We start from the raw sequence: 14,129 nt of genomic DNA, 5'->3' as shown, positions 1-14,129 counted from the left end.
CCATATCTATTCTATCAAAGTGAGGTGTTTTTTTTCAACGCTTAAGCTTTTCTGAACACACCTGCATAGCAGGTGGTTTTATTTATAGACAATAATGCTGACTATAAATTTTAAGACAGCATTATTTTTTTATTTATTTAGTACATTTTTATATAACTTCACATATATACTTCCCATCTTTATTTATCTTTTTTACTCTTATAGTTGGTTTTTTATAAAATTTTATAAAAATAAATATATTAAATATTAGTTATACTCCTATACATTAATTCTGCCGGATCCAAAATAGGAATAGAGGAATATTTCTTTAACTCCTTATAAAGATATGGAAAATGTGTACAGCCAAGAATAATTACATCTACTTTTATAGAATTATAAAAGTCTATAATCTTCTTTAACGCAAATTTTTCAACAATACTTTCAGCTGACAATCTTTTTTCTATTTCTATTACTACTGGAAGTATTCCTATGCCAATAACATTACAATTAGGGTTTTTGCTTTGTATAGCCTTTTCAATACCTGCTGAACTTTGATTGTTAGCTGTTAATACTCCAATACTTTCATATTTATCAGCAATGTCCTTATATATATTAAGTGGAGTAATTATTTTCATACCTTGTTCCATAGAAAGCTTGTCCATATCAACTGCTGCACTTAACGAATTACAATATACCATTATTGAATGAATATTTTCACTATTTGCTTTTTTAATTATACTTCTTATCTCATTAGTAAGTTCTATTGAAGATAATATTTGAAATTTAGATTGTTCTTCTGGACAAGAAGACACTGGGTACCCAACTGCACACACTCCCTTTGATGATAAAAAATCTACTCCCATCTGGGTATCTACAGGAGTTCCTGCAATAACTCCCACTTTTATACTATTCATTATATCACCTCATATTATCTTTCTTTATATCACTTTTAACATTACTAATACTCCCATTTCTTAGGTTTTAAATTTCATTATATTATAGGAGCTGCTTTTTTAAAAACAGCTCCTATAAAAATTATAAATAATCAAAATTCTTTAAACATTTCATTTTTAACTCCACAAATTGGACATTTTTCTGGTGCATTAATTTCTACAGTATATCCACAGACAGGACATACATAAAATTTACTATCTTCCATATCTTTATTATCCTTAGCTAAATTTTGAGCTTTTTTAAAAAGTTCAGCATGTTGCTTTTCAGCTTCAACAGCATAATGAAATGATCTCTCAGCATCCTTTTCTTCTTGAAATTTTGCAGTCTGGAGATAAACAGGATACATCTGATCTATTTCATGAAGTTCCCCATCTATAGCCCCTTGCAAATTTTCAACTATATTTGTTAACCCAAATACTCCCCCTGCTGGAACTGTATAATCACCTACCTGACTTTTAAGTACTGTAAAGTGATTTTTAGCATGAATCCACTCTGCATAAGCAACAGCTTGAAAGAGTCTTCCAATATTCAAGAATCCATCTTTTTTAGCCTGTTCTCCCCAAATCAAGTACCTCATGTGTGCCATACTTTCCCCACCATAAGCTGATCTTAAAAAATCTGCAGTCATTGCATTTTTAACCGACATTATTATCACCTCATATAAATTTAAATAAATTATTTTACTAATATTTTGCATACTACCCTATTATAATAAATTCTTTACATAAATCACAGAAATAATCATATTTTATTTAAATAATCCATACTATATGCTTTTTGTCATTATAGTTATTTCATTAGGAATTTTATAACCATTTCTTTTATAAAATCCTTCTGTTTTATCTACTCTAGCTGTAAAAAGATAAATTGAATTTACGCCTGTTTCTTTTAAGTTTTTTTCCAGAAATTCTAGTATGTTCCTCCCAACTCCGCTTTTTTGAATACTTACATCTATAAAAATCTCCTTTAAGTTATACTGTAATCCTTCATACCAGTGCTCATAATTTCCCATAGCAGCCCCTATAATTTTACCATCTTTTTTATAAACTAATCCTTTAAAATTGGGGGTTTTATATATATCCTCTAATCTTTTACGTCCAGTATTAAAATTCCATTTATCATTCCAAGGAGCTTGGTTAAATGCTTTTATATATAAATTTACACATTCATCTAGATCATCATATTTAAAGTTTTCAATAGATTCCATATTGCATTTCTCCTTACAAATCATAATTTATATCTATCACTGTATGTTACTAATTATATCATAAAATTTAACAATTAACTTAATAAATAATTATTAAACCCATATTGTTACTTTAACATTTATTGTAAATATTATAATATAAAAACTGTGATAATTTAATAAATTATCACAGTTTTTATATTATATTAAATTGTTATAAATTAATATCTACTCCAAATACCCTTGTAGCTTTACTTTTCTATTTGGATGTCTCAATTTTCTTATAGCATTAGCTTCAATTTGTCGTATTCTCTCTCTAGTTAAGTTAAATTCCTTTCCAATCTCTTCTAAAGTTCTTGATTTGCCATCTTCTAGTAATCCATATCTTAATCTCACAATTCTTTCTTCCCTTGGTGATAGTGTTCCTAAAAGATTAGCTAAAATATCTCCTAACATACTAATTGCTACTTTTTCTTCTGGTATATATCTTTCATCTGCAATAAAATTTTCCAAATATGTATCTTCATTATCTCCTACTGGGGTTTCCAATGAAATAGGGTCTTGACATATACTATATATTTTTTTTACTTTACTTAATGGAATCTTTAATTCATCTGCTATTTCTTCTTCTGAAGGCTCCCTGTCTAACCTTTGTTCTAGTTGCTTTTTAATTTTAAGTACTTTTCCTATTACTTCATTCATATGTACAGGTATTCTTATAGTCCTTGACTGATCTGAAATAGCTCTAGTTACTGCTTGTCTAATCCACCAAGTAGCATAAGTACTAAATCTAAAGCCTTTCCTATAATCAAATTTATCAACTGCTTTCATAAGTCCAATGTTTCCTTCTTGAACAAGATCTAAAAAATTCATTCCTTTTCCTACATATTTTTTAGAAATACTTACCACTAATCTTAAATTTGCTTCTATAAGTTTTTCTTTTGCTTTCTCATCTCCTTTTTCAATTCTTTGAGCTAATTCTATTTCTTCTTCTGCTGATAAAAGTTCCACCTTCCCTATCTCTTTAAGGTACATATTTATATAATCTTCAGTATTATTCAACAAATCAATATTCAAAAAAATCACCCTCACTAACTTATTCAACAATATCCACCTTCTATAATTCAATATATTACACCTTTATCCTCCTATATTAAATAAAGTTAAAAGAATTTTTACAAATTATTTAATATTTATGCAAAAAAGAGTTAATTACTTCCAATGACTTTTTTAAATTTTCAAAATGTATTGACTTATGGAAATTTAAAGCATATCATATGAACATAAATGTTGTTATAATATACCAATAATATTATTTAAAGGGGTGACTTCCTTTGTTTATTAATAAAAAAACTTTTAAAGATGATTTTAAACGAAAGCTTATTAATATGTATGCTGAGGATATTGATGAATCATCTTCAACTCATAAGTATTTTGCCTTAGCTGCTCTCATAAAAGACTATGCTTCTCAAAACTGGATGAAAAGCAACAAAGAATATACCAACAATAAGGACAAACAGATATATTATTTCTCTATGGAATTTTTAATTGGAAGACTTCTTCATAGTAATCTTTTAAATTTAGGAATATTAGATACTTGCAAAGAAGCCTTAGAAGAATTGAATATAAATTTAGAAAAAATTGAAGAAGTTGAAAATGATGCTGGCCTTGGAAATGGAGGACTTGGAAGATTAGCGGCTTGTTTTCTTGATTCTATGGCTTCTCTAGGTATACCTGGTCATGGAAATGGTATAAGATACACTTATGGACTCTTTGAACAACAAATAATTGATGGTTATCAAGTAGAAAAACCTGATGAATGGTTAAAAGATGGAAATATATGGGAGGTTAGAAAAGAAAATAAATCTGTTAAAATAAACTTTGGTGGAAAAGTTGTTTCTAAAATAGAAGATGGAAAACTTAAATTTAAGCAAGAAGACTGTGAAACAATCTTAGCTGTTCCCTATGACACTCCAATTATAGGATATAATAATCCTACAGTAAACACCTTAAGACTTTGGAGTGCTGAACCTATAACTAAAGACTTTGATTTTCAATCTTTTTCTCGAGGGGAATACTTAAAAGCTATTGAATATAAAACCTCAATTGAATCTATTTCTCAAGTACTTTATCCAGATGATTCCACCAATGACGGTAAAATTTTAAGATTGAAACAACAATATTTCTTTGTAAGTGCTGGTATTCAAAGCATAGTTAGAAGATATAAAAAGCTTAATGAACCTATAAATAAATTTTCTAAATATATAGCAATACACATAAATGATACTCACCCTTCCTTAGCAGTAGCTGAACTTATGAGACTTCTTATTGATGAAGAAAATCTTTCTTGGGATGAAGCTTGGTCTATTACTGTAAATACTATAGCTTATACAAATCATACTATATTATCTGAAGCTCTAGAGAAATGGCCAATAGATATGTTTAAAAAGCTTCTTCCTAGAATCTACATGATTGTAGAAGAAATAAATAGACGATTTACTATAGAAATCCGTGAAAAATATAAAGATGAAAATACGGTTAATTCTATGGGTATTATAGGAAATGGTCAAATTAGAATGGCTCATTTAGCTATTGTAGGTAGTCATTCAGTAAATGGAGTTGCAAAGCTTCATACTGAACTTTTAAAAAATCAAGAATTAAAAGATTTTAATGACTTCTATCCTAATAAATTTAATAATAAAACTAATGGTATAACACATAGAAGATGGCTTCTTCAAGCAAACCCTAAACTGTCGAACTTAATTACTGAAGCTATTGGTGACAATTGGATAAAGGATATTAATTCTCTTAAATCTTTAGAATCTTTTTCAAATGATAGTTCCTTCAAAGAAAAATTTGAAAAAATTAAATTAGAAAATAAAATAGCATTTTCTAATTATGCAAAGACAAAATTTAATATGGATATAGATCCTAATTCTATATTTGATGTACAAGTAAAAAGACTGCATGCTTATAAACGACAAATATTAAATTTATTTAACATTATGGACTTATATAGAAGAATTAAGGAAAACCCTAATTTAGATATTACTCCTAGAACTTTCTTTTTCGGAGCTAAAGCAGCTCCTAGTTATTATTTAGCTAAAAAAACTATAAAACTTATAAATACAGTAGCTTACAGAGTAAATAATGATGCTCAAGTAAATAATAAAATTAAAATATTTTTCCTTCCAAATTACTCTGTATCCTTAGCTGAAAAAATTATTCCATGTGCTCAAGTAAGTGAACAAATCTCTACAGCTACAAAAGAAGCTTCTGGTACTGGAAATATGAAATTTATGATGAATGGTGCTTTAACCTTAGCTACTTTAGATGGTGCTAATATAGAAATAAAGGATGCTGTTGGAAATGATAATATAGTTATATTTGGAATAACTAAAGAAGAAGTTCTATACTATATGAAAAATAGAAATTATAATCCTTATGAATATTATAACAATGATTTTAGAATTAAACTGATTTTAGATTCTCTAATAAATGGGTCTTTAGGCGTACCATCTGATGAATTCACTGATATTTACAATTCACTTCTTAAAAATAATGATGAATATTTTGTATTAAGAGACTTTTCTTCTTATGTAGAAGCTCAAGGTAAAATTGATTCTCTTTATAGAAATAAAGAGAATTGGAATAGAATGTGTATTATTAATGTGGCAAATTCAGGAATGTTCTCTTCAGATAACACTATAAACAATTATTATGAAGAAATTTGGAGATAACTTTTTATAATAATATTTTCTATTTATATAAATTAATTACTGCTAAATAAATCACCTAGATTTATGTAGATTAAATCTAGGTGATTTTAATTTTAAGCTTTTTAATAACCAGCATAAGAAAGAAACCTACTTAACTGTCAATTGTTCTATGTGCATCATGAACTAAAAAGCACTTTATACTTTTTTACAGTCCTCTAAATATTTCACTCTTGTAGTTGTATCCATCTTCCAAAATATGTTTAACTTTTTCAATTAGATTTTCTTTATCAAAAGGTAAAGTACCTTTTAAGGATACATAATTAGAAGCATGATTACTTCTAAACACACAATTTGTTACCTCTATGTTTTCTAATAATATTTTTGTCTCTAACATTATTTCTTCTGGAGTTAACAATTGAAATTCTCCTGTAGCAACTTTATCTCTCATTTTTGTTCCTGATTCCAGCATTAATGTTAAAAGTCCTACATAATCTGGATTTATTTTTGTTATCACTTTTCCAGTTTCTTCTGCATGTTCTCTCCATTTTTTCCTTCCACCAAGTCCAGATATAACTGTTAATGATAAAGGAATTCCACTTTCTTTAACTTTTTTCCCTGCATCTATCATTTGTTCTTGAGTAACACCTTTATCTATACTCTTTAAAATTTCATCACTTCCACTCTCTAGTCCCATATAAATTATTCCAATTCCTAAATTCTTTAATTCTTTTAAATTCTCCAAGGATTTCCTTAAAATATCCTTTGGAGTAGCATAAATTCCTACTCTTTCACATTCTGGAAACAATTCTTTTATTTTTCTTAAGATTTTTTCCAAATCTTCTATAGGAATGCATAGTGCATCTCCATCAGCTAAAAATATTCTCTTTACCTTATTATAATATTTTCTTCCTTTTTGTAGATCTTCATAAATTTCCTCTAATTTTCTTATTCTAAATTTTTTATCCTTGTACATAGCACAAAAGCTACACTTATTATGAGCACAACCAATAGTCACCTGTATTATAAAACTATAAGCCTCACTAGGCGGCCTGTATACTATTCCTTCATATCTCATTTACAATCTCCTATTCTAAAAAAATTACTTCGCAACTTTTTTATTTCACTTCCCTATAATCCACATCAATTATTTCTCCATCTGGATAATCCTCTGATTTCATATTTACAATCTCAATATCATTCTTACTTCTTTCTTCCTTGAAATTATCCTTCCATGATTTTATTTTTCTTACCACATAGCTTATTCCCCATATTGAAACTCCTGCTACAATTATAATAGGAACAATTGTTATAAATAAGTATCCAACAACTAACATTATAACTATGGGTATTAGTCCCTTAAAAAAATTTCTATTTACAAAATCCATTTCTATCCCCTCTTTCAATTTGTATTTTCAACATTAAATTTCTTCTTTTATTATTAAATAATCAAGTAATTCTTATATTCAGATTTAGATAAAATTTATTTTATAGTATAATTCTTATAAATTATTTACTAGAATTATAACATATAATATATATTTATTTGATTAAATATAACTTAATAATTTATTAATAATCCATGAAGCTGTGATATAATTGATGTTGTTAATATTATTTTACTGGAGATGATAAATATGTTGAAAAGCGACTTAACAAAAAAATTAGTGGAAGATTTTAAGAAATCTTTTGAAGAAGTTTTATGTTTCATACAAAAAAAAGATTATGACAAAGCCATTGAATCTATAGATGATACCTTTAGTAAACTTTTTAGACTAAATTCTATGTTCTTTCACTCTATGACAGAAGATAACTTAATAGAAATATTAAAAGCTGGTGGAGAATTGGAAAAAGATAAAGCTATTATAGTATCAAAACTGTTAAAAGAAAAAGCCAATGTTTTAGAATTACAGGGAAATGAAAATGAAAGTTTTTACTTATATTTAAAATCTTTAAACTTATATATTGAATCTTTCTTATTTGATAGAGAATCAGAACTTATAGAATTTTTCTCTGACATTCCATTAATATTAGATAAAATTTCATCTTATAAACTTCCGAAAACTACCATAAAAAGACTTGTAAACTATTATAAGCAAATTGGTAATTTTGCTTCTGGTGAAGATATGCTTTATGAATTATTAGATGAAGATAATAAAGACTCTAATTTGATTGAATTTGGCATAAACTACTATGAAGATTTGTTAAAAAAAGATGATAAAACACTAGAAAAAGGCAATCTTCCAAGAGAAGAAATAACAGATGCATTGCTATCCCTAAAGAAAAAAATAAATTAGCAAACAATCTATTTAAAAATATATAATATACAAATAATTGTTAAAAATTCCTTGTACATGAAATAATAGATAATGACAAAATAATTATTTCCTTTAGCTACTCTACAAAAATTGTTAAATTTAAAGTTTTTGTAGAGTTAGCAGAGAAATAATTTTATTAGTTACTACATGTATCAAATTATATTATTTATATGCCTCAGTCTTAAGAAGTTTATCCAAAGTTACAATTTTATACCCTTTTTCTTTTATTGTTTTTATGATATTAGGTAAAGCCTTTAATGTAATTTCTTTATCTTCATTGCTGTGCATTAATACTATTTCTCCAGGTCTTAAATTTTCCATTATATTCTTTACAATATTTCGCTCATCTTTTTGTGACCAATCCAATGTATCAATGGACCAGAGAATTATCTTCTCTTCGTTTTGCTCAAGTATATTTATAACTTTATTATCTATGGCTCCATAAGGGGGTCTTATAAATTTAGGTCTTTTACCTATAACCTTAAAGATTTCTTTTTCCCCCATAGTCACTTGTTTTTTTATTTCTTCTTCACTTAATTTATTCAATTCTATATGATTATAACTATGAGATAAAACTAAATTACCATCTTCATAAATTTTTTTTACTATATTAGACTTTTCTGCTACTTGCTCTCCTATAAAAAAGAAATTTCCCTTTACATTATTCTCTTTTAACACTTCTCCTATTTTAGGGGTTATAGTATAATCTGGGCCATCATCAAAAGTTAATGCTACCATTTTTTCATTATTATATCCGTTTATATATACTTCATCTTTATTCTCATTTGCTAATTTAACTGCGTTACTTCTCCAATGCTGCATACTATTCCATTGGCTATCTGTAAGCTTATTTGATTTTCCTAAAATATTATATACTAATATTCCTTCTTTCTTATCTGTAACAATATCTTTTTTATTATCTTTTACATCCTCATTCATATTCTGTTTAACTTTTTTATTCATCATATCACTTTTATTTAAAGTAAGTTGATTATAACTATAGGAAGCTATTGTGACTATTAATACTATAAGGAATATTTTAAATATATATTTATTTTTCATATATATCATCTCTTTCATTTTTAAGTATAATTGTCTTATTATGCCATACTTAGCTTCAGATGAAATTTACTTAAAAGAAACACCTTGCTTATAAATTATTGTATTAACATAATTAATTATACTACTTAAGTATAAATATTCAACTTTGTATATTGAATATTTAGAAAAAATATGATAAGCTTATGTAAATTTTACCATATAATTGTAAGGAGGCATTTTTTTGAAAAGAAAATTATTAAAAATTACTCTTGTAATTATTTCTCTAACTCTATTATTTTTTACAATAAAATACATATTAATTTTAAATTCTTCTGATTCGCTAAATATAAGTAATAGGAATAATGAAAAATTATTTTTTAACAAACCTGAAAAATTCCCCTCCTCTACCTATATTAAAGTATTCAAAGAAAATAGATTTCTAGAATTATATGGTGATAATAAGCTTATAGGCCGCTTAAAAATTGGTCTAGGTCGTTCTCCCATAGGAACTAAACATAAAGAAGGAGATAACAAAACTCCTGAAGGAAAATATTATATTTGTACTAAAAATGATAAAACAAAATATACTTATTTTATGGGAATAAGTTATCCAAATATAGAAGATGCTAAAGAAGGATTAAAAAATAACTTAATAAATAAAAACGATTATAATGTAATAAAAAAAGCTATAGAAAATAAAACTTTACCACCTTGGAATACGGCTTTAGGTGGAGCTGTCGGAATTCATGGTGGTGGTAACAAATATGATTGGACCTATGGTTGTATTGCAGTGTCTAATGAAGATATAAAACTACTTTGGCAATACTGTAATTATGGTACTACTATCGAAATATTTAAATGATGAGATAATATTTTATTTTTTATTATATGGCAATTAATATAGTAAGGATTTGATATAGTTATGAATAAATTTATAAAAAAATTATATAAAATTATAATACTTATAATAAAACTTTTATTATTTATTGATATTTTAGAGAATTATCTTATTAAAAATTACTATTTTGTTTTGATAGGTTTAGTAGCTTTAATTTTAACCTTTTTACCAGAAATATTAGCCAAAATTTTAAAAACAAAATTAAATGAACTAATGAGTTTTTCTATAGTATTCTTTATGTTCATTTCACTTTATTTAGGTACTTTAAAAAATTTCTATAGATTTATTTGGTGGGATACAATGCTTCACTTAATATCACGATTAATTTTAGGTTTATTAGCTATAGTTCTTATGGAAAATTTAAATATGGAAAATTTTTCTTCCCACCTATTAAATCCAAAATTCATTTTTTTATATATACTTTCTTTTGTAGCCCTTTGTGGAGTAATATGGGAAATATATGAATTTACAGTTGATACTTTATTTGGTCTAGATATGCAAGGAGCATCTTTTACAGGAGTAGTAGATACTATGGAAGATTTAATTGCCGATCTCGTAGGCGGTATAATTCCAGCTATTTATGGCTATATTACCTTTAAAAACAAATAACATTACAAATATAAAAATTCCTTAAAAATATTATTATTTCTCTTAAGGAATTTTTATATTTATTTACATTTTTATTGCACAATACTATTTATCTAGCAATTCCCTAGTATAATAAGCAACTCCTATAGCTCCTGGTCCTACATGTAATCCTATTACTGGTCCAATAGGACAAATGCTTATATCTTTTCCTATAAAGTCTTTTATTGTTTTAGCCATTTCCTTTGCTTCTTCTTCACAATTAATATGGTGTATAACAGCATTACCAAATTGAGACTTCTTAATATCTTTTAGGAAAGTATCTACCATTTCTTGAACAGCTCTTTTTTTTGTTCTTACTTTATTAAATATGGTAGTTTTACCTTCTTCTACTGTTAATATTGGTATTATTTTCAATATCTTTCCTAAAAGCGCTTTAGCTTCCCCTATTCTCCCTCCCTTTATTAAGTAATCTAAAGTATTTGGTATAAATAAAAATCTGCTCCTACTTATAGTATTTTTAATTGAATTAACCACTTCTTCAATAGTCGAATGTTTCTTAGCTTCTTTAGCTCCTTCTATTACTGCAAATCCTAATTGCATACAGTTAGTTTTAGAGTCTATAATTTCTATTTTAGCCTTTGGATAATCCTTTAAAACCATTTCCCTTGCTAAAAGAGCTGAAGAGTAGGTTCCACTCATATGTGATGAAATAAATACCCCTATCACATCATTATTTTCTTCAACTAAACGTAAAAACTTTTTATAAATCTCTCCTATAGATGGTTGAGACGATTTTGGTATTTCCCCCTCTTTTTCTATCCTTTTGTAAAAAGTATAGTTGTCCACATCAATTTCTTTAAAACTATCGTTTTTAAAAGCAACATTTAAAGATATAACTGAAATATCATACTTTTCTCTTATTGTTTCATCAATATACGAAGTGCTGTCTGTAACTATTTTTATACTCATTACAAATTCTCCTTTTATTTTAATTTTATAAGAAATAAACAATTAATGTTATTGTAAAATGAAACTTAATTCATATAAATTATACCATTAAATTCTTTAAAATATAATATTAAACTGTTATTAATTTTAAAAAAATATTAAAATTTAGATATTATATCCATAAATAAAAATTTGATGATATAATTATAATATTAAGCTTTAGGAGTGATTTTGTTGAAAGAAGAAATATTAAACTTACTTAAAGAAAATAATGATTCCTTTATTTCTGGACAATTTATTAGTGAAAAATTAGGAGTTACCAGAACTGCTATATGGAAATATATAAATACATTAAAAAATGAAGGATATAAAATCGAATCCGTATCTAAAAAAGGCTACAGATTAATTTCCTCTCCTGATATATTAACTTATGAAGAAATAAAAGAAAATTTAAATACAAAATATATAGGTAGAAACATTATTTATTATGATTCTATAGATTCTACTAATACAAAAGCTAAAGAATTAGCATCAAAAGGTGAATTAAATGGTACTGTAATCATTAGTGAAGAGCAAACCTCTGGTCGTGGAAGGCTAGGAAAAATTTGGTGTTCTCCAAAAAATAAAGGTATCTGGCTTTCTATAATTTTAAAACCTGAAATAGACCCTATGAATGTAGCTAAAATAACTCAAATTGCTGGAGCTAGTGTTTGTAAATCTCTTTTAGAAATAGGAATAAATTCTTATATAAAATGGCCTAATGATATAGTTATAAATAATAAAAAAGTTTGTGGTATCTTAACTGAAATGAGTTGTGAACTAAATATGATAAACTATGTGATTTTAGGGATTGGAATTAATGCTAACATTGACAAAAATGAAATTCCAGAAGAAATATCAACTATTGCAACATCTTTAAAAATAGAAGATGGAAAATCTATAAAAAGAAAATATCTAACTGCTAAAATACTTAATAATTTTGAAATGCTCTATGAGGAATTTTTACATAAGAATTCATTTAATACTTCATTGGAAATATGTAAAAAACATTCTATACTATTAGGTAAAGATATTAAAATAATAAATAGAAATACTACCATAATAGGTAAAGCTATAGATATAGACCATGATGGCAGACTTGTAATAGAACATTTAGATGGAAAAAAGGAAGCTCTAGTATCTGGTGAAGTATCTATTAGAGGATTGTATGGATATGTATAGCAACTAATAAAAGGGTGTGCCATGATAAAGATAGTAATAATAATATTGTATCTAAAATTTTGAGTCACACCCTTATTTTAAATCACATTAAAGTTTGACTTCCTTTTTGTATCCTTCTACTATATTTATATATCTATCTTTTACTTTTCTCTCTCTTAAATTTAATATTTCGCTAATATCTTCAAATGTTAAATCATTTCTTATCTTCCTTAGAACTAGAATACATTTATCTTGTATATTTAATAAATTAATATAATTATCTTCTATCAAAAATTTATTACTATATTTTAATAAATTGTAATATTCTTTAACTGCAATACTTAAAATCCAATTAGATAATTTTAAATTTATATTATATCTATATAAATTATTATAAATTTCTGTAAACACTTTCTTACATAATTTTTGAGAACAATTTATATCTCCAATTAAGGTATATATAAATAAAAAAATCATCTTCTCATATTTTTCTATTAGCTTTTCAAATTTATTATATTCCCCATTTAAAACACTCTCAACTATACTTCTATCCTCAATCATATATTATTTATCCTCCTAATAAATCCATATATAGTTATATGATAAGCTATAATAAAAATGTTTAGGTAACAAATTAGAAACAATTAACCTATAAAAAATTATAGACATTTATTATAACTTTATCCTATACTTATACTAAATTAAAATTACACTTATAGGAGGCATACATGAAATATTTATTATATTACTTAACTTTTATAAATCTATATGGAATATTTATTATGTATATAGATAAAAAGAATGCAATAAAAGGCAAATGGCGAATACCTGAAAAAAAACTATTCTTTATTTCTTCTATTTTTGGAAGCTTAGGTATATTTATTGGAATGTATATGTTTAACCATAAAACAAAACATAAAAAATTCACTTTAGGAATTCCTCTAATCCTTTTTCTTCAAGTCGTTATACTAATTAAATATATTATAAGTGTAAAATAATTTTTTATAAAACATATTTTAAAACTTCTTGGACACACTATAAATATAACATTGCCTTTTTCCAAAATATTATAAAGAAATTCTAAGGAGGAATGTCTTATGGATAATAATAAAAGTCATTTAAAAACTGACCATAAGACCAATGCAGAACTTAGGAAAATGTACCCTAAAGATGGCGCAAAAATAGGCATAAAAAATGGAGAAAAAATTGGAGCTCATGCTATAGGTAAAAAATTTACTAAGCGCTCTAAACTTTCTCACAACAACTAAACTTTAATATACAAATAAGCTGTGATATTATTC

General features: G+C 25.8%; 16 protein-coding genes. 7 read left to right on the top strand and 9 right to left on the bottom strand.

Going from position 1 to position 14,129, the window contains the following annotated elements; translation table 11 throughout:
* Nucleotides 1-239 precede the first annotated feature (239 nt).
* The 4 genes from J2Z24_RS11460 to J2Z24_RS11445 form a co-directional block, all read right to left on the bottom strand.
* Nucleotides 240-893 carry an aspartate/glutamate racemase family protein gene (locus J2Z24_RS11460; RefSeq protein WP_035152426.1) on the bottom strand — a complete coding sequence of 218 codons (654 nt, stop codon included), beginning with the start codon at nt 891-893 and terminating at the stop codon, nt 240-242.
* A gap of 131 nt (nt 894-1,024) precedes the next feature.
* Nucleotides 1,025-1,579 carry a rubrerythrin family protein gene (locus tag J2Z24_RS11455; protein ID WP_035152429.1) on the bottom strand — a complete coding sequence of 185 codons (555 nt, stop codon included), beginning with the start codon at nt 1,577-1,579 and terminating at the stop codon, nt 1,025-1,027.
* A gap of 120 nt (nt 1,580-1,699) precedes the next feature.
* Nucleotides 1,700-2,140, bottom strand: a complete 441-nt coding sequence (locus J2Z24_RS11450) for a GNAT family N-acetyltransferase (RefSeq protein WP_035152431.1) — start codon at nt 2,138-2,140, stop codon at nt 1,700-1,702.
* Between the two features lie 207 nt (nt 2,141-2,347).
* Nucleotides 2,348-3,154, bottom strand: a complete 807-nt coding sequence (locus J2Z24_RS11445; RefSeq protein WP_051593446.1) for a sigma-70 family RNA polymerase sigma factor — start codon at nt 3,152-3,154, stop codon at nt 2,348-2,350.
* 299 nt (nt 3,155-3,453) lie between these two features.
* Here J2Z24_RS11445 and J2Z24_RS11440 point away from each other — a divergent pair, with 299 nt between their 5' ends.
* On the top strand, nt 3,454-5,859 hold the full coding sequence (locus J2Z24_RS11440) for a glycogen/starch/alpha-glucan phosphorylase (RefSeq protein WP_035152439.1): 2,406 nt from the start codon (nt 3,454-3,456) through the stop codon (nt 5,857-5,859).
* A gap of 184 nt (nt 5,860-6,043) precedes the next feature.
* On the opposite strand, the gene J2Z24_RS11435 is transcribed toward J2Z24_RS11440, so the two are convergent.
* Both J2Z24_RS11435 and J2Z24_RS11430 read right to left on the bottom strand, forming a co-directional pair.
* The gene (locus J2Z24_RS11435) at nt 6,044-6,913 is read right to left on the bottom strand and encodes a radical SAM protein (RefSeq protein ID WP_035152444.1); all 870 of its coding nucleotides are present in this window, start codon (nt 6,911-6,913) and stop codon (nt 6,044-6,046) included.
* A gap of 40 nt (nt 6,914-6,953) precedes the next feature.
* Nucleotides 6,954-7,223, bottom strand: a complete 270-nt coding sequence (locus J2Z24_RS11430; RefSeq protein WP_035152447.1) for a hypothetical protein — start codon at nt 7,221-7,223, stop codon at nt 6,954-6,956.
* A gap of 249 nt (nt 7,224-7,472) precedes the next feature.
* Between J2Z24_RS11430 and J2Z24_RS11425 the strand changes: the two genes are divergently transcribed.
* Complete coding sequence (locus tag J2Z24_RS11425) at nt 7,473-8,132, top strand: DUF6483 family protein (protein ID WP_035149345.1); 660 nt, start codon at nt 7,473-7,475, stop codon at nt 8,130-8,132.
* A gap of 183 nt (nt 8,133-8,315) precedes the next feature.
* On the opposite strand, the gene J2Z24_RS11420 is transcribed toward J2Z24_RS11425, so the two are convergent.
* Entirely contained in the window at nt 8,316-9,215 is a 900-nt protein-coding gene (locus tag J2Z24_RS11420; RefSeq protein WP_051593341.1) for a polysaccharide deacetylase family protein, read from the bottom strand.
* 220 nt (nt 9,216-9,435) lie between these two features.
* Here J2Z24_RS11420 and J2Z24_RS11415 point away from each other — a divergent pair, with 220 nt between their 5' ends.
* Together J2Z24_RS11415 and J2Z24_RS11410 are read left to right on the top strand one after the other, a co-directional pair.
* A complete protein-coding gene (locus J2Z24_RS11415; protein ID WP_035152450.1) occupies nt 9,436-10,056 on the top strand; it encodes a L,D-transpeptidase family protein in 621 nt (206 codons plus the stop codon).
* Nucleotides 10,057-10,116: 60 nt separating this feature from the next.
* Nucleotides 10,117-10,701 carry a DUF2238 domain-containing protein gene (locus J2Z24_RS11410; RefSeq protein ID WP_207714602.1) on the top strand — a complete coding sequence of 195 codons (585 nt, stop codon included), beginning with the start codon at nt 10,117-10,119 and terminating at the stop codon, nt 10,699-10,701.
* A gap of 84 nt (nt 10,702-10,785) precedes the next feature.
* Here J2Z24_RS11410 and J2Z24_RS11405 read toward each other — a convergent pair whose 3' ends face one another.
* On the bottom strand, nt 10,786-11,649 hold the full coding sequence (locus J2Z24_RS11405) for a DegV family protein (protein WP_035144079.1): 864 nt from the start codon (nt 11,647-11,649) through the stop codon (nt 10,786-10,788).
* Nucleotides 11,650-11,862: 213 nt separating this feature from the next.
* On the opposite strand from J2Z24_RS11405, the gene J2Z24_RS11400 reads away from it, so the two are divergent.
* Nucleotides 11,863-12,849, top strand: coding sequence for a biotin--[acetyl-CoA-carboxylase] ligase (locus J2Z24_RS11400; RefSeq protein WP_035144082.1), 987 nt, complete (start codon nt 11,863-11,865; stop codon nt 12,847-12,849).
* An 87-nt stretch (nt 12,850-12,936) separates the two neighbouring features.
* Here J2Z24_RS11400 and J2Z24_RS11395 read toward each other — a convergent pair whose 3' ends face one another.
* Nucleotides 12,937-13,389, bottom strand: coding sequence for an RNA polymerase sigma factor (locus tag J2Z24_RS11395; protein WP_035144084.1), 453 nt, complete (start codon nt 13,387-13,389; stop codon nt 12,937-12,939).
* 167 nt (nt 13,390-13,556) lie between these two features.
* Here J2Z24_RS11395 and J2Z24_RS11390 point away from each other — a divergent pair, with 167 nt between their 5' ends.
* Complete coding sequence (locus tag J2Z24_RS11390) at nt 13,557-13,826, top strand: DUF1294 domain-containing protein (protein WP_035144086.1); 270 nt, start codon at nt 13,557-13,559, stop codon at nt 13,824-13,826.
* A 99-nt stretch (nt 13,827-13,925) separates the two neighbouring features.
* Nucleotides 13,926-14,096 carry a hypothetical protein gene (locus J2Z24_RS11385; protein ID WP_173680190.1) on the top strand — a complete coding sequence of 57 codons (171 nt, stop codon included), beginning with the start codon at nt 13,926-13,928 and terminating at the stop codon, nt 14,094-14,096.
* The last annotated feature ends 33 nt before the right edge of the window (nt 14,097-14,129 follow it).

Source organism: Clostridium tetanomorphum (assembly GCF_017873215.1).
GTDB classification, from domain to species: Bacteria; Bacillota; Clostridia; order Clostridiales; family Clostridiaceae; genus Clostridium_AO; species Clostridium_AO tetanomorphum.
The sequence above is the reverse complement of the archived record's forward strand: the minus strand, read 5'-3'. Positions and strand labels throughout refer to the sequence as shown.